Origin of the sequence: Methylobacterium sp. ap11 (genome assembly GCF_900110515.1) — a bacterium.
GTDB classification, from domain to species: domain Bacteria; phylum Pseudomonadota; class Alphaproteobacteria; order Rhizobiales; family Beijerinckiaceae; genus Methylobacterium; species Methylobacterium ajmalii.
Window position 1 is genome coordinate 89,306 of the sequence record NZ_FOEB01000011.1, and the last position, 15,037, is coordinate 104,342.

At 70.4% G+C, this 15,037-nt stretch carries 11 protein-coding genes, 1 tRNA gene and 1 pseudogene; 9 read left to right on the plus strand and 4 right to left on the minus strand.

What is annotated here, in order from left to right; all coding sequences use genetic code 11:
- The 4 genes from BMX97_RS17515 to BMX97_RS17530 form a co-directional block, all read right to left on the minus strand.
- A tRNA-Lys gene (locus BMX97_RS17515) sits at nucleotides 1–76 on the minus strand.
- Nucleotides 77–212: 136 nt separating this feature from the next.
- Nucleotides 213–1,784: a 2-isopropylmalate synthase gene (locus BMX97_RS17520; RefSeq protein WP_091752634.1), complete on the minus strand. Its 1,572-nt coding sequence runs from the start codon at nucleotides 1,782–1,784 to the stop codon at nucleotides 213–215.
- A gap of 650 nt (nucleotides 1,785–2,434) precedes the next feature.
- Entirely contained in the window at nucleotides 2,435–4,120 is a 1,686-nt protein-coding gene (locus tag BMX97_RS17525; protein ID WP_091752733.1) for a methyl-accepting chemotaxis protein, read from the minus strand.
- A gap of 275 nt (nucleotides 4,121–4,395) precedes the next feature.
- Nucleotides 4,396–6,762, minus strand: coding sequence for an oxidoreductase (locus BMX97_RS17530; protein WP_091752635.1), 2,367 nt, complete (start codon nucleotides 6,760–6,762; stop codon nucleotides 4,396–4,398).
- Nucleotides 6,763–7,151: 389 nt separating this feature from the next.
- On the opposite strand from BMX97_RS17530, the gene BMX97_RS17535 reads away from it, so the two are divergent.
- The 9 genes and pseudogenes from BMX97_RS17535 to BMX97_RS34350 all read left to right on the plus strand — a co-directional run.
- Nucleotides 7,152–8,348, plus strand: coding sequence for an ABC transporter substrate-binding protein (locus BMX97_RS17535; RefSeq protein WP_091752636.1), 1,197 nt, complete (start codon nucleotides 7,152–7,154; stop codon nucleotides 8,346–8,348).
- 225 nt (nucleotides 8,349–8,573) lie between these two features.
- Nucleotides 8,574–9,497: a branched-chain amino acid ABC transporter permease gene (locus BMX97_RS17540; protein WP_091752637.1), complete on the plus strand. Its 924-nt coding sequence runs from the start codon at nucleotides 8,574–8,576 to the stop codon at nucleotides 9,495–9,497.
- Between the two features lie 17 nt (nucleotides 9,498–9,514).
- Nucleotides 9,515–10,483, plus strand: coding sequence for a branched-chain amino acid ABC transporter permease (locus BMX97_RS17545; RefSeq protein WP_244538497.1), 969 nt, complete (start codon nucleotides 9,515–9,517; stop codon nucleotides 10,481–10,483).
- A complete protein-coding gene (locus BMX97_RS17550) occupies nucleotides 10,480–11,232 on the plus strand; it encodes an ABC transporter ATP-binding protein (RefSeq protein ID WP_091752639.1) in 753 nt (250 codons plus the stop codon). The genes BMX97_RS17545 and BMX97_RS17550 overlap by 4 nt, the downstream gene beginning before the upstream one ends.
- Nucleotides 11,232–11,927: an ABC transporter ATP-binding protein gene (locus BMX97_RS17555; RefSeq protein ID WP_091752640.1), complete on the plus strand. Its 696-nt coding sequence runs from the start codon at nucleotides 11,232–11,234 to the stop codon at nucleotides 11,925–11,927. Before BMX97_RS17550 ends, BMX97_RS17555 begins: the two co-directional genes overlap by 1 nt.
- A 24-nt stretch (nucleotides 11,928–11,951) precedes the next feature.
- Entirely contained in the window at nucleotides 11,952–12,410 is a 459-nt protein-coding gene (locus BMX97_RS17560; RefSeq protein WP_091752641.1) for a cupin domain-containing protein, read from the plus strand.
- Nucleotides 12,411–12,414: 4 nt separating this feature from the next.
- Nucleotides 12,415–13,671: a flavin-dependent oxidoreductase gene (locus tag BMX97_RS17565; RefSeq protein ID WP_091752642.1), complete on the plus strand. Its 1,257-nt coding sequence runs from the start codon at nucleotides 12,415–12,417 to the stop codon at nucleotides 13,669–13,671.
- A gap of 253 nt (nucleotides 13,672–13,924) precedes the next feature.
- Nucleotides 13,925–14,692 carry an SDR family NAD(P)-dependent oxidoreductase gene (locus BMX97_RS17575; RefSeq protein ID WP_091752644.1) on the plus strand — a complete coding sequence of 256 codons (768 nt, stop codon included), beginning with the start codon at nucleotides 13,925–13,927 and terminating at the stop codon, nucleotides 14,690–14,692.
- Between the two features lie 47 nt (nucleotides 14,693–14,739).
- A pseudogene (locus tag BMX97_RS34350) lies at nucleotides 14,740–14,988 on the plus strand (MarR family transcriptional regulator); the annotation flags it as partial.
- Between the last annotated feature and the right edge of the window lie 49 nt (nucleotides 14,989–15,037).

Below are 15,037 nucleotides of genomic sequence, written 5' to 3' on the forward strand. Positions count from 1 at the left end.
TGGTGGGCGCACTAGGGCTCGAACCTAGGACCCGCTGATTAAGAGTCAGCTGCTCTACCAACTGAGCTATGCGCCCGCTCTCACAAGAGAACGTCCGGGGAAGCCACCAAACCGCCCCGGCGGTGAGGGTCGTTTAATCGGCCGGCGGAGGGCTGTCCAGCCCCGAACCCGCCGGCCGGTCGATTTTTTGCCGGCTCGCGCCGGCGCTCGGGCTACTCGGCGGCGGCGTGCTGGGCGTGCAGGCGGCTGGCGCCGGCCATCAGCTTGTTGAGCGCGGCGAGGTAGGCCTTGGCCGAGGCGACCAGGGTGTCCGGGTCGGCGCCGCGGGCGGTGACGATGCGGTCGTCCTGGCGCAGGCGCACCGAGACCTCGGCCTGGGCGTCGGTGCCCTCGGTGACGGCGTGGACGTCGTAGAGCTCCAGGGCTGCCTCGTGCGGCACCAGGGCGTGGATCGCCTTGAACACCGCGTCGACCGGGCCGTTGCCGTCGGTCTCCTCGGTGACGACGCGGCCCTCGATGTCGAGCTTCATCGTCGCCCGCTGCGGGCCGCGGGTGCCGGCCATCACCGTCAGCGAGACGAGCTTGATGCGGTCGTGCGCGGTCGCCAGGTTCTCGTCGACCAGGGCCTCGATGTCCTCGTCGTAGACGTGCTTCTTGCGGTCGGCCAGCGCCTTGAACCGCTCGAACGCGTCCTGGAACTGGTTGTCGGACAGCCGGTAGCCCATGTCGTCGAGCTTCGAGCGGAAGGCGGCCCGGCCCGAATGCTTGCCCATCACCAGCGAGGTCTTGTGCACGCCGACCGATTCCGGCGTCATGATCTCGTAGGTGGTCTGGTTCTTCAGCATCCCGTCCTGGTGGATGCCGCTCTCGTGGGCGAAGGCGTTCCGGCCGACGATCGCCTTGTTGTATTGCACCGGGAAGTGGGTGGCGCCGGCCACCAGCTTCGAGGCGCGCACCAGCTGGGTGGTGTCGATGCCGGTGGCATAGGGCAGCACGTCGGCGCGGGTCTTGATCGCCATCACGACCTCCTCCAGCGCGGCGTTGCCGGCCCGCTCGCCGATGCCGTTGATGGTGCACTCGATCTGGCGCGCGCCGCCCTCGATGCCGGCCAGCGAGTTCGCCACCGCCAGGCCGAGATCGTTGTGACAATGGACGGAAAACACCGCCTTGTCGGAATTCGGCACCCGCTCGCGCACGGCCCGGAACATCGCCCGGTACTCCTCGGGCGTGGCGTAGCCGACGGTGTCGGGCAGGTTGATGGTGGTGGCACCGACCCGGATCGCCGCCTCGACGCAGCGGCACAGGTAGTCGATCGGCGTGCGGGTGGCGTCCATCGCCGACCACTCGACGTCCTCGACGAGGTCGCGGGCCTGGGCCACGGTCTTCAGGATGATCTCCAGGACCTCGTCCTCGGTCTTGCGCATCTGGTGGGCCAGATGGATCGGCGAGGTGGAGACGAAGGTATGGATGCGGCCGCGGCGGGCGAACTTCACCGCCTCGCCGGCCCGGGCGATGTCGGCGGGAATCGCGCGGGCGAGGCCGGCGATCACCGCGGACTTCGCGCGGCGGGCGATCTCGGCGACCGCCTCGAAGTCGCCGTTCGAGGCGATCGGGAAGCCGGCCTCGATGATGTCGACGCCCATCGCGTCGAGCATCTCGGCCACCGCCAGCTTCTCCTCCAGCGTCATGGTGGCGCCGGGGCATTGCTCGCCGTCGCGCAGGGTGGTGTCGAAGATCAGGACGCGCTCGGCGGCGGCGGGGGTGCGGGCGGTCGTGTCGGTCATGTGCGGAAAATCCTGGTTCGCCCGGGATCGCAAAGGTCGCGCGGGCGCAGCTGGTCGGCAGGTCTCTCAGATCCCCCAAGGGCCCAGGCGCGCGCCCGGACGGCCCTCAGGGGCTGGTAAGGAGAAGGCCGGCGAGGAGGAGCGCGCGCGACCGCGCCGCCGCGAAGGCGGTCGTCGGGGGCGTCAGCAGGGAGCCGGCATGAGCCACGGCTCGCGTCTCCTAAAGGGTGCGGGACCCGGTGCGAGACTCGTCGTGTACCGGTCCGCGGGCGCGATGACAAGCCGCGGCGCGATCGGCCCGGCGGCCCGGCGACGGCCTTCCCGGCGAGTGACGGCCCCCGCCCTGCCGGTTCGTCACACGGCGAGGGCCCGCATCGTCCCGCCTGGGGGACGATGCGGGCCCTCGATCAAACAATCCCCCGGACTCTTCTCGGGACAGGTCATGGATGTCGCGAGAAGCTTTTCATCCGACCCACCCCTCGTCTCGAGGCGCGAGTCCATCTTCGATGGACCGACCTCGAACGATCCCTCCAGTCGACGCGAAGATCCATGGAGCCTTCCTTCGAGATGTCGGCCGACTTGCACTCGACTGACACCTCGGGATGAGGCCGGGGATGGGATGGAACGCGTCGATCCCGTCGAGCAGGCGGTCAGGCCGCCCGGACGGTGGCGAGGAACTGCGCGACCTCGGCCGCGAGGTGCTCGGACTGGCGCGTCAGGGCGGAGGCCGCGGTGAGCACCTGGCCCGCCGCCGCCCCGGTCTCCTCGGCGGCGCCCGCCACGCCCGCGATGGTGCCGGTGACCTCGCCGGTGCCGGCCGCTGCCTGGGAGACGTTGCGGACGATCTCCTGGGTCGCCGCGCCCTGCTCCTCCACGGCGGCCGCGATCGAGGTCGCCACGGTCGAGATCTCCTCGATCCGCGCGGTGATGCCGCCGATCGCGCCGGCGGCCAGACCCGTCGAGGCCTGGATCGCGGCGATCTGCGAGGTGATCTCCTGCGTCGCCCGGGCGGTCTGGCCGGCGAGCTCCTTCACCTCCGCGGCCACCACCGCGAAGCCGCGGCCGGCCGCACCCGCGCGGGCCGCCTCGATGGTGGCGTTGAGCGCCAAGAGGTTGGTCTGGCTGGCGATCGAGGCGATCAGCCCGACCACGTCGCCGATCCGGGCGGTCGCCTCGGTCAGGGTGCGGACCTGGTCGGCGGTCTGTCCGGCCTCCGCCACCGCGGCCCGGGCGAGCCGGGCCGAGCCGTCGACCTGGCGGCCGATCTCCTGGACCGAGGCGCCGAGCTCCTCGGCCGCCGCCGCAACCGTGCCGACGTTGGAGGAGGCCTGCTCGGCCGCCGCCGCGACGGTGGTCGATTGCGCGGCGGTCTCCCGCGCCGTCGCGGTCATCACCTCGGCGGTCGCCTGCAGCTCGGTCGCCGAGGTCGAGACCCGGCCGACGATGCCGCCGACCGCCGCCTCGAAGGCGTCCGCCATCTGGCGCATCCCGACCCGGCGCTGCTCTTCCGCCGAGGCACGGGCGAGCGCGGTCTCCTCCTCCAGGGCGCGAGCCCGCTGCATGCTCTCCTTGAACACCTGCACGGCGCCCGCCATCGCGCCGATCTCGTCGCGCCGGCCGATGCCGGGGACCGGCACCACGAGGTCGTGGCGCGCCAGCCGCTCCATGGCGGCGGTCATGCGGGCGATCGGCCGGGCGACGCCGAGCAGGGAAAAGACGATCGCCCCGATGGCGGCGGCGAGGGCCAGCGCGGTCATCACCCCGGCGGCCAGGATGCCGCCGCCGGCGCTGGCGCTGCTGCGCTCCGCGCTGGCGAGCGCCGCCTCGGCGTTCATCGCCACGATGGACTTCAGGGCGCCGGTCGCCTGGGCGTTGGTGGCGGTCATCTCGGGCCCGGTCAGGGTCGCGAGTGCCGAGGCCTGGTCGCCGGCCGCCATCGCGCCGGTCACCGATTTCTGGCCTTCCAGATACTCGCTCCACTTCGTGACGAAGCGGTCGAACGCCGTCCGCTCCTCGGGGCCGGAGATCAGCGGCGCGTAGCGCGCCTGGAGGTCGACCAGCGCCTGGCGGCCCTTGATCAAGGCCTGCTCGTTGCGGTCGTAGGCGGCATCGTCGGTCGAGGTCACGACGAAGCGGTACAGGTTGAGCCGGTAGCTCTGGGTCTCGGCGTAGATCTGGCTGATCAGGTTCGAGGCCGGCAGCCGGGTCTGGGCAATGGCGACGATGTCGTCCCGCAGCGTCATCAGGCGCAAGATGCCGTTGCCGCCCTGCGCCACGCCGAAAAGCATCAACGTCAGAATCGTCCCGATCAGGACCTGCTTGATCGACAACTTCATCACGAAACCGCCCGGCATCGATGGTCGCGCCTCACGATCCGAGGCGCCGACATGCATAGGTCCGGACTTGTTATATCTTGATGAATCACACTGTAGTTGGCGCACAAAGCGTCACGGCGTCGAAAAGATCGGCAGCGCCGCCGGTGCGGGCGGCACGCCGTCGCCGCTGCGGCCTAGAGCGCTTCACGATCGCGTTGCAATCGCGAAGCTCTCTATGTTTCTGATTTTGCCGCATTTTCTTCGACGAACCGGCATCCACTTTGTCGGAAAATGCTCTAGTCCGCCGCCGGCTGCCCGGCCTGGTGCGGCCGCGGCCGGGCCTTGCGGCGCAAGGCGATCTCCTGCTCGCGCGCCTTCGGCAGTTCGCGGTGGGCCTGGTCGCGGCCGGGCCGATAGGGCTTCGGCCAGGCCTGGGTGCGGGCGTCGTACCAGGCCGAGGCCTGGCGGCAGAAATTCGGGTTCCACAGGTGCGGCCGGCCGAGCGCCACGATGTCGGCCCGGCGGGTGTGCAGGATGGTGTTGACCTGGCCGGCTTCCGTGATCGCGCCGACCGCCATCACGGCCATCGGGGCGCGGTTGCCGGCGCGGTTGCGGATCGCGTCGGCGAACTGGACCTGGAACATCCGGCCGTAGACCGGGCGCTGCTCGGCGACGGTCTGGCCGGCCGAGACGTCGACGAGGTCGCAACCCGCCTCGTGCAGGGCCTGCGCCACCGCCACCGTGTCGGCTTCGGTCATGCCGCCCTCGGCCCAGTCGGTGGCGGAGATGCGCACCGACATCGGGCGCTCCGCCGGCCAGGCCGCCCGCATGGCGGCAAAGACCTCGAGCGGGAAGCGCAGGCGGTTCTCGATCGACCCGCCGTATTCGTCGGTGCGGGTGTTCGTCAGCGGCGAGAGGAACGAGGCCATCAGGTAGCCGTGGGCGCAGTGCAGCTCCAGCATGTCGAAGCCCGCCCGCGCCGCCCGTTCGGTCGCCTGGACGAACTCGTTCCGCACCCGGTCCATCCCGGCCCGGTCGAGGGCGCGGGGCACCTGGCTCACGCCGTCGAGATACGGGATCGGGGAGGCCGAGACGACCGGCCAGTTGCCCTCTGGCAGCGGGTGGTCCATCCGCTCCCAGCCGACCTGCGTCGAGCCCTTGCGACCGGCGTGCCCCAGCTGCATCACGATCCTGGTGTCGGTATGGGCGTGGACGAAATCGACGATGCGGGCCCATTGCGCCTCGTGCGCGTCGGTCCACAGGCCCGGGCAGCCGGGGGTGATGCGGGCCTCGGCCGACGGGCAGGTCATCTCGGTGAAGAGCAGGCCAGGGCCGCCGAGCGCGTGCGAGGTGTAGTGGACGAAGTGCCAGTCGGTGAGGTTGCCGTCCCGATCGGCCGAGTACTGCGCCATCGGCGCCATCGCGACGCGGTTCGGGATCCGCATCTCGCGTAAACGCAGGCCGGTGAACATCGGCGTCGGCCGGCTCTCCCGGTAATCCTCGCCGGTCTCGGCATGAAGGCGAGCGTAGAAGGCGTCGTCGACGGCCGCGACGTAGGCGGGATCGCGCACCACCAGGTTGTCGTAGGTGACGGACTTCGCCCGGCACATCACCACCATGGAGAACTGCGCGGGGTCCATGTCCCAGGAGCGGTTCATGTGCTCGAACCAGGCGAGCGACACGTCGGCATTGTGCTGCACCACCTGGCAGGGGGTGCGGCGCGCCCGGTCGTAGGCCGCGAATGCCGCCTGGACGTCGTCCTCCGCGGTCTCGACCAGCGCGTCCGAGAGCGCGATGGCGCATTCCATCGCGAGCTTGGTGCCCGAGCCGATCGAGAAATGCGCCGAGGCCTTGGCGTCGCCCAAGAGCACGATGTTGTCATGCGACCAGTTGTGGCAGAAGATCCGCGGGAAGCGGCGCCAGGTCGAGCGGTTGAGGAGCAGGCCGTGGCCCTGCAACTCCTCGGCGTACATCGCCTCGAGGACCCGGCGCGCGCCCTCCTCGTCGGTCTCGGTGAAGCCGTGGCCCTGCCAGCAGGCCTCGTCCATCTCGAACACCCAGGTCGAGCGGCCCGGCTCGTACTGGTAGGTATGGGCGCAGACGATGCCGTGCGGCGTCTCGCGGAAGAAGTAGTTGAACTCGTCCATCGGCCGGGTCGAGCCCATCCAGCAGAACCGGTTGGACTTGATCTCGACCTCGGGCTGGAACGCATCGCGAAAATGCTCGCGGATGCGCGAGTTGATGCCGTCGCAGGCGACGATGACGTCGGAATCGGGGAAGCGTTCCTTGAGCCGGTCCGGCGGGACGCTCTCGCCGAAATGCAGCGCCACCCCCTCCTCGCGGCAGCGCTCCTGCAGGATCTGGAGCAGGCGCATCCGGCTCACCCCGGCAAATCCGTTGCCGCCGCAGCGCATCACCGTGCCCTGCTTGTGGATTGCCACGTCGTCCCAGTACGAGAAGGCGTCCCTGATGCGGGAGAACGAGCGGGGATCGCGCGACAGGAACTCGTGCAGGGTCTCGTCGGAGAAGACCACCCCGAAGCCGAACGTGTCGTCGGCCCGGTTCTGCTCGTAGACCTCGACTTGCCAGCCGGGCCGGCGCTTCTTGGTCAGGAGTGCGCAATAGAGCCCGCCGGGTCCGCCGCCGATCACCGTGACGCGCATGAAGGGCTCCTTCGTGGGGCGGCGGGTCCGCCGGCTCAGAAACTTTATACTTGAAATATCGCGGCGCAAGGGGGCCTCGCGAAGGCGCACCGACCGGCCGGCCATCGGTCCGGCAGCCGATCGGGGGCGGCCGTCCGAATGCTGCGATGCAGCAGATAAAAAGTCTTGTTTTTCAGCATAATGCTCGTTGCACTGCACACCGATGCGGCATGGCGGAAAAATCATCGAAGGCGGTTGCCAGACGATATTTCATGCGTAAAGTATTCCGGGCGGGACAGGCCGGGATCCAACGAAAGAGCGTCGCCTTCGCGTCTCGCGCCGACTCGACTTCGGCCGCTTCGCACCGGACAAGTGCCGACGATGCTCTCGACAGACAAGGGACACACGGGATGACGCCGATCCGGAACGCCAGCCGCCTCGCGACCGCTCTCTTGGGCGCCACGCTGCTGGCCGGTCCCGCCGCCGCGCAGGGCCAGGGGGAAGGATCTGGAAAGGTCCGGGTCGGGCTGATGTTCACCCTCTCGGGGCCCTCGGCGGTGCTCGGCGAGCAGGGCCGCGACGGGTTCCTGCTGGCGCTGGACACCCTCGGCAAGAAGCTCGGCGGCTTGGACACCGAGGTGGTGACGGTCGACGACGAGCTGAAGCCCGACGTCGCCACCAACAAGGCGCGGGAACTGGTGAAGCGCGACCGGGTCGACTTCGTGGTCGGACCGACCTTCTCCAACGTGCTGCGCGCGGTGGTGCGGCCGGTGACCGACGGCGGCGCCTTCCTGATCTCGCCCAATGCCGGCACGTCGAACTATGCCGGGACGGAGTGCAACCCGAACCTGTTCGTCTCCTCCTACCAGAACGACCAGGTCCACGAGGTGCTGGGCAAGTACGCCCAGAACAAGGGCTACAAGCGCCTGGTCCTGCTGGCGCCGAACTACCAGGCGGGCAAGGACTCGCTCGCCGGCTTCAAGCATTCCTACAAGGGCGAGGTGGTGAACGAGATGTTCACCCCGCTCGGCCAGCTCGACTTCTCGGCGGAGCTCGCCCAGATCTCGGCCGCCCAGCCCGACGCGGTGTTCGCCTTCATGCCGGGCGGCATGGGCGTCAACCTGGTGCGCCAGTACCGCCAGGCGGGTCTCAGCACGATCCCGTTCCTCTCCGCCTTCACGGTCGACGAGAGCACGCTGCCGGCCCAGAAGGACGCGGCGGTGGGGTATTACGGCGGCGCCAACTGGGCGCCGGACCTCGACAACCCGCAATCCAAGGCCTTCGTCGCCGCCTACGAGAAGAAGTACGGCAGCGTGCCGGGCACCTACGCCATGCAGGCCTACGACGCCGCCCTGATGATCGACGCCGCGGTCAAGCGCGCCAAGGGCGACCTGAAGGACAAGGATGCGATCCGCGCCGGCCTCAAGGCCGCCGACTTCCAGTCCCTGCGCGGCAATTTCAAGATCGGCAACAACCACTACCCGATCCAGGATTTCTACCTCGTCAAGGCCGCCAAGCGCCCGGACGGGAAGTACGAGACCCAGATCGCCGAAAAGATCTTTTCGAATTATCAGGATAATTACGCGACAGAGTGCAAGATGAAGTAAATAATTTTTCCCTCCGGGAGACTCGAACTCACCTCGTCATCCCGGGGCTCGCTGCAGGCGAGAACCCGGGATCCATGACCGCCGAGGATGCCGGATGAAGCGGAACCGTTCCACCTCTGCCTGCCGCGTCGACGGTTATGGATCCCGGGTTCCGCTTCGCGGCCCCAGGATGACGTGGAGGGTCTTGGAAACCGCAGGGCAAACCTCTCACCCGCAAGTCGCGCCATGCTCAACCTGTTCCTGATCCAGGCGCTGAACGGCGTCCAGCTCGGCATCCTGCTCTTCCTGGTGGCGGCGGGGCTGACGCTGATCTTCGGGGTGATGGACCTCATCAACCTCGCCCACGGCGCGCTCTACATGATCGGCGCCTATCTGGCCGCGACGTTCACCGCCGCCACCGGCAGCTTCGGCCTCGGGCTCCTGCTGGCTTTGCCGGCGACGCTCCTCTTCGGCCTCGCCCTCGAAGTCCTGGTGGTGCGCCACCTCTACGGGCGCGACCACCTCGACCAGGTGCTCGCCACCTTCGGGCTGATCCTGATCCTCAACGAGGGCGTGCGGATCGTCTGGGGGGCGGCCCCCATGAGCGTGCCGGTGCCGGACGCCCTGTCGGGCTCGGTCCGGCTCGTCGGCACCCTGCACTACCCGCTGTATCGCGTCGCGATCATCGCCGCCGGCCTCGCCACGGCGCTCGGCCTCCACCTCCTCGTCAACCACACCCGGCTCGGCATGCGGCTGCGGGCCGGCGCCAGCAACGGCCCGATGGTGGCGGCGCTCGGGGTCGACATCCGCCGGCTCTTTCTGGTGGTGTTCGGCCTCGGCGCGATGCTGGCGGGCTTCGCCGGCGCGATGGTGGCGCCGATCCTCTCCGTCGATCCCGGCATGGGCGATTCGGTGCTGATCCTGACCTTCGTGGTCATCGTCATCGGCGGCGTCGGCTCGGTGCGGGGTGCCTTCGTCGCCGGTCTCCTCGTCGGCCTCGCCGACCAGCTCGGGCGCACCTTCGGGCCGATCCTCCTGCGCAGCGTGATGGATGCGTCGTCCGCCTCGCAGACCGGCCGGACGCTCGCCCCGATGCTGATCTACATCCTGATGGCCGCCATCCTGTTCTTCCGGCCCTCCGGCCTCTTTCCGGCGCGGGGGTCCCGATGAGCACCCTCGTCGCCCGCATGGCCGCCGCGCCGCCCCGGCGCCGGGCCGTCTTCCCCGGCGCGGCGCTGGCCGGGCTGGTCCTCGCCGCGCTCGCCGCCCTGCCGGTCGCGGCCGAGGCCGTGGGCCTCCCCTTCCTCGTCGTCACCGCGACCCGGATGATGATCTTCGGGCTCGCCGCCCTCTCCCTCGACCTCGTGCTCGGCTACGGCGCGATGGTGTCGTTCGGCCACGCCGCCTTCATCGGCCTCGGGGCCTACGCGGTTGGCATCCTCGACGCCCACGGCATCCGCGACCTCGCGGTGCAGGCACCGGTGGCAGCCGTGACCTGCGCCCTCTTCGCCCTCGTCACCGGGGCGATCTCGCTTCGCACCCGCGGCGTCTACTTCATCATGATCACGCTGGCCTTCGGGCAGATGGCGTATTTCTTCATGGTCTCGCTCGCGCCCTACGGCGGCGACGACGGGCTGCCGCTGTCGGGCCGCTCGACCCTGTTCGGGATGCGGCTGATCGAGGGCGACCCGGCGCTGTTCTACTGCGTGCTGGCGGTGCTGGCGGTCGCGTTGCTGGTGCTCCGCCGCGTCGTCGCCTCGCGCTTCGGCCGGGTGCTGCGCGGCAGCCGCGACAACGCGGTGCGGATGCAGGCGATCGGCTTCTCGCCCCTGCCCTACCGGCTCACCGCCTACGTGATCGCCGGCGCCATCGCGGGGCTGGCCGGGGTGCTGCTTGCCAACCAAGCCGAATTCGTCTCGCCGGCCTACATGAGCTGGCAGCGCTCGGGCGAACTGATCGTCATGGTGGTGCTCGGCGGCATGGGCACGCTGGTGGGGCCGGTCGTCGGGGCCGCCGCCTTGATCGCCCTCGAAGAGGTGCTGGCGCATTATTCCGACCATTGGCGCCTCGGCCTCGGGCTGATGCTGGTCGCGGTGGTGCTCCTCTCCCGCGGCGGCCTCGCGGGGCTCGCGGCGAAGATCGGGAGGCGCGCATGACCTCGCTCCTCTCCGTTCGTAACTTGCGCAAGTCCTACGGCGCGCTGAAGGTGACGGACGACGTCAGCCTCGACGTGGCGTCGGGCGAGTTGCACGCCATCATCGGCCCGAACGGCGCCGGCAAGACCACGCTGATCCACCAGCTGTCGGGCAGCCTCGCCAGCGATTCCGGCACCGTGCACCTCGCCGGCGAGGACGTGACGGCCCTGCCGATGGTCGCGCGTGTGCGCCGGGGGCTGGCCCGCTCGTTCCAGATCACCTCGATCCTCGACGGGTTCTCGGTGCTGGAGAACGTGGCGCTGGCGGTCCAGGCCCGATCCGGTTCGGGCTTCCGGTTCTTCCGCCCCGCCGCGAGCGAGACGGCGCTCAACGCCGAGGCAATGGACGCGCTCGGGCGCGTCGGCCTCGCCGATCGCGCCGCGCGCCGGGCCGGCAGCCTGTCGCACGGCGAGAAGCGCCAACTCGAACTGGCGGTGGCGCTCGCGACGAGGGCCCGCCTGCTCCTCCTCGACGAGCCGCTCGCCGGTACCGGCCCGGAAGAATCCGCGATCCTGGTCGAGTTGATGCGCGAATTGAAATCCACCCACACCCTCGTGCTGATCGAGCACGACATGGACGCGGTGTTCGCGCTCGCCGACCGGATGAGCGTGCTGGTTTACGGCCGCGTCATCGCGAGCGGCGCGCCCACCGTCGTCCGCTCCGATCCGGCGGTGCGCGCCGCCTATCTCGGCGAGGAGGAGGCGGCCTGATGCTCAGCGTCGAGGGCCTGGAGAGCGCATACGGCGATTCCCGCATCCTGTTCGGGATCGACCTCTCGGTCGCCAAGGGCGAGGTGGTGACGCTGCTCGGCCGCAACGGCATGGGCAAGACCACTACCGTGAAGTCGATCTTCGGCCTCCTGAAGCCCCGGGCCGGCCGGATCCTGATCGACGGCGAGGACATGGCCGGGCGCCCGTCGCACCTCGTCGCGCGGCGCGGCCTCGGGCTGGTGCCGGAGGGGCGCCAGGTCTTCCCGACCCTCTCGGTCGAGGAGAACCTCGTCGCCACCCATCGCGGCGGGCGCGGCGCCAAGTGGAGCCTCGAGGCGGTCTACCGCCTGTTCCCGCGCTTGAAGGAGCGGCGGCGCAACGGCGGCGACCAGCTCTCGGGCGGCGAGCAGCAGATGCTGGCGATCGGACGGGCACTCATGACCAATCCGCGCCTCGTCGTCCTCGACGAGGCGACCGAGGGGCTGGCGCCGCTGATCCGCGAGGAGATCTGGGCCTGCCTGCGGGCGATCAAGGACGAGGGCGAGGCGATCCTGGTGATCGACAAGAACGTCGATGCGCTGGCCCGCTTCGCCGACCGGCACGTGGTGATCGAGAAGGGCCGCGTGGTCTGGACCGGCACCAGCGCGGCGCTCCGCGAGGCGCCGGAGGTGAAGGACCGGTTCCTTCATGTGTGAAACATCCGTCGAAGGAGTAAGCCCATGACCCCCATGACCGCAGGCATCACCCGCGCCGGTGAGGGCATCGAGGGCGTCCGCTGGAACATCCTCGGGCAGATCTACGTGCCGAAGCAGCACTCCGAGAGCTCGCTGTCCTGGCACGCCACCTTTCCGCCGGGCACCTTCGTGCCGCCGCACATCCACCCGACGCAGGACGAGTTCCTGTACATCCTGCAGGGCCGGCTCACCGCCGTCCTCGACGGGCAGGAGAGCGTGGCCGAGCCCGGCGACACGGTGCGCCTGCCGCGGGGCCAGCCGCACGGCCTGTTCAACCGCTCGGATGCGGACGTGAAGTGCGTGTTCTGGGTCTCGCCGGCGCGCCGCCTCTACGACCTGTTCTGGGCGCTGCACAATCTCGGCCCCCAGGCCAACCCGGCCGACGTGGTGGCGATCTCGGCCAAGCACGAGGTCGATTTCCTGCCGCCCCCGGACGCGGAGTGAAGCGATGCGCGTCCTCATCGTCGGCGCCGGGATCGGGGGCCTTGCCACCGCCCTGATGCTCCACCGGCGCGGCATCCGCGCCACGATCGTCGAGCAGGCCTCCGAGGTGCGCGAGGTCGGCGTCGGCATCAACACCCTGCCGCACGCGATCCGCGAACTCGCCGAGCTCGACCTGCTGCCGGCCCTCGACCGGGTGGCGATCCGCACGAGGGAACTCGCCTACTTCAACCGCCAGGGCCAGGAGGTCTGGCGCGAGCCGCGGGGGTTGGAGGCCGGCCATCCGGTGCCGCAATTCTCGATCCATCGCGGGCGCCTGCAGGCCGTGCTCTACGACGCGGTGCGCGAGCGGCTGGGGCCGGACGCGGTCCGGACCGGGCTGGCGCTCTCCGGCTTCCTGCAGGACGAGGGCGGGATCACCGCCCACTTCACCGACGCGCTCCGGGGCGATGCCGGCCGCACGATCCGGGCCGACGTGCTGATCGCCTGCGACGGCATCCACTCGGTGGTGCGGAAAAAGTTCTTCCCCGACGAGGGCCCGCCGCGCTGGGACGGGGTGCTGATGTGGCGCGGCGCCACCGAGTGGGCGCCCTGGGGCGACGGCCGCACCATGGCGATCGGCGGCGGCATGGGGGCGAAATGCGTCCTCTACCCGATCGCCGAGGCCGAGGGCGGCCGCCAGCTGATGAACTGGGTGGTGTTCGTGAAGATGGCGGACGGGCAGGTCTCGCCGCCGCCCAAGGAGAGCTGGTCGCGTCCCGCCCACCGCTCGCAGGTGCTGCCCTACGCGCGGCGCTTCGCCCTGCCGGATTTCGACCTCGCGGCGCTGGTCGAGGCGACGCCGCAAATCTTCGAATACCCGATGTGCGACCGCGATCCGCTGCCGCGTTGGAGCCACGGGCGGGTGACGCTTCTGGGGGACGCCGCCCATCCGATGTACCCGGTCGGCTCCAACGGCGCCTCTCAGGCGATCCTCGACGCGCGGGCGCTGGGCGACGCGCTGGCGGGCGCCGAGCATCCGATGCAGGCGCTCCACAGGTATGAGGCCGAGCGCCGGCCGAAGACCGCCGAGATCGTGATGCTCAACCGCAAGGGCGGGCCGGAGCGGGTGATCGACGAGGTCGAGAAGCGGGCGCCCGCCGGGTTCTCCCGGGTCGAGGACGTGCTGAGCCACGCCGAGCGCCAGGCGATCGTCGGGGGCTATGCCGGCAAGGCCGGGTTCGCGGTGGCGGGGAACGTGAGCCCGCTGCGGGTGGCGGTGTGAGATACGCCGCGCCGTGAGCATTCCCCTCTCCCCGCGGGCGGGGAGAGGGCCTCGGTGACCTTGTCGTCACCGAGGCGAGGCGGCAGCCGAGGGTGAGGGGGTGTTTCCGGACGAGTCTCACTCGTCGAGACCCCCTCACCCTCGCCTCGGCTTCGCCTGCGCTAGCCGCGCCCCCTGAACGGGGGACGCGGCCCTCTCCCCGCCCGCGGGGAGAGGGGGACCCGCGCCCAATTCCTTTAAGGTTGAAATATCCATGCCCCACGCCTCTCCCCCTCCCCGCCACGTCCTGGTCACCGGCGGCGCCCGCGGCATCGGGCGGGCGATCGCGGCCGGGTTCGTGGCGGCGGGGGAGCGGGTGACCGTGCTCGGCCGCACGCCGGACAGCGCCGCCCGCGCGCAGGCCGAACTCGGCGCCGCCCACGCCGTCGCGGCCGACGTCACCGATGCGACCGCCCTGGAGCGCGCCCTGGCGCAGGCCGCCGAGCAGGCCGGCCCGGTCGCGGTGCTGGTCAACAATGCCGGCGGAGCCGAGACGGCGCCGCTCGCCCGCAGCGACGTCGACACCCTGCGGCGAATGATGGCGCTCAACCTCGAGCCGGTGCTGGTCGCCGCCCGTGCCGTCGTGCCCGGCATGAAGGCGCAAGGCGGGGGGCGGATCGTCTCGGTCGCCTCCACGGCCGGGCTGAAGGGCTACGCCTATGTCGGCGCGTACTGCGCCGCCAAGCACGCGGTGGTGGGTCTCACCCGGGCGCTGGCGCTCGAACTCGCCGCCACCGGCATCACCGTCAACGCGGTCTGCCCCGGCTTCACCGACACCGACCTCGTCGGCAGCGCCATCGACGGGCTGGAGGCGAAGACCGGCCGCGGCCGCGACGACCTCCTGACCGAGTTCACCCGTCACAACCCGATGGGCCGCCTGATCCGCCCGGAGGAGGTGGCGGACGCGGTGCTGTGGCTCGCCGGCCGGGAGGCCGGCGCGGTCACCGGCCAGGCCGTCGCGGTGGCGGGAGGCGAGCTGTGAACGCCCCCACCGAGATCTCCGCCGAGCCCCCGGCCCACCGCAGCGAGGTGCGGCTGTGGCTGCGCCTGCTCACCACCGCCAACACCATCGAGGCGGAGATCCGCCGCCGCCTGCGCGACCGCTTCGATACCACGCTCCCCCGTTTCGACCTGCTGGCGCAGCTCGAACGCGCGCCCGACGGGATCCAGCTCGGAGAATTGTCGCGCCGGATGATGGTGTCGAACGGCAACGTCACCGGCCTCGTCGAGCGGCTGGCGCAGGAAGAGCTGATCGACCGCCAGGTCTCGGAGACCGACCGCAGGGCGGTGCAGGTGCGCCTGACGGCCCGGGGCCGCGCCGTCTTCA

Bases quoted from the DNA above. Each gene is read 5' to 3' on its own strand.
- BMX97_RS17520 (WP_091752634.1), bottom strand. From the start codon at position 1,784: ATGACCGACACGACCGCCCGCACCCCCGCCGCCGCCGAGCGCGTCCTG.
- BMX97_RS17525 (WP_091752733.1), bottom strand. From the start codon at position 4,120: ATGAAGTTGTCGATCAAGCAGGTCCTGATCGGGACGATTCTGACGTTG.
- BMX97_RS17530 (WP_091752635.1), bottom strand. From the start codon at position 6,762: ATGCGCGTCACGGTGATCGGCGGCGGACCCGGCGGGCTCTATTGCGCA.
- BMX97_RS17535 (WP_091752636.1), top strand. From the start codon at position 7,152: ATGACGCCGATCCGGAACGCCAGCCGCCTCGCGACCGCTCTCTTGGGC.
- BMX97_RS17540 (WP_091752637.1), top strand. From the start codon at position 8,574: ATGCTCAACCTGTTCCTGATCCAGGCGCTGAACGGCGTCCAGCTCGGC.
- BMX97_RS17545 (WP_244538497.1), top strand. From the start codon at position 9,515: ATGGCCGCCGCGCCGCCCCGGCGCCGGGCCGTCTTCCCCGGCGCGGCG.
- BMX97_RS17550 (WP_091752639.1), top strand. From the start codon at position 10,480: ATGACCTCGCTCCTCTCCGTTCGTAACTTGCGCAAGTCCTACGGCGCG.
- BMX97_RS17555 (WP_091752640.1), top strand. From the start codon at position 11,232: ATGCTCAGCGTCGAGGGCCTGGAGAGCGCATACGGCGATTCCCGCATC.
- BMX97_RS17560 (WP_091752641.1), top strand. From the start codon at position 11,952: ATGACCCCCATGACCGCAGGCATCACCCGCGCCGGTGAGGGCATCGAG.
- BMX97_RS17565 (WP_091752642.1), top strand. From the start codon at position 12,415: ATGCGCGTCCTCATCGTCGGCGCCGGGATCGGGGGCCTTGCCACCGCC.
- BMX97_RS17575 (WP_091752644.1), top strand. From the start codon at position 13,925: ATGCCCCACGCCTCTCCCCCTCCCCGCCACGTCCTGGTCACCGGCGGC.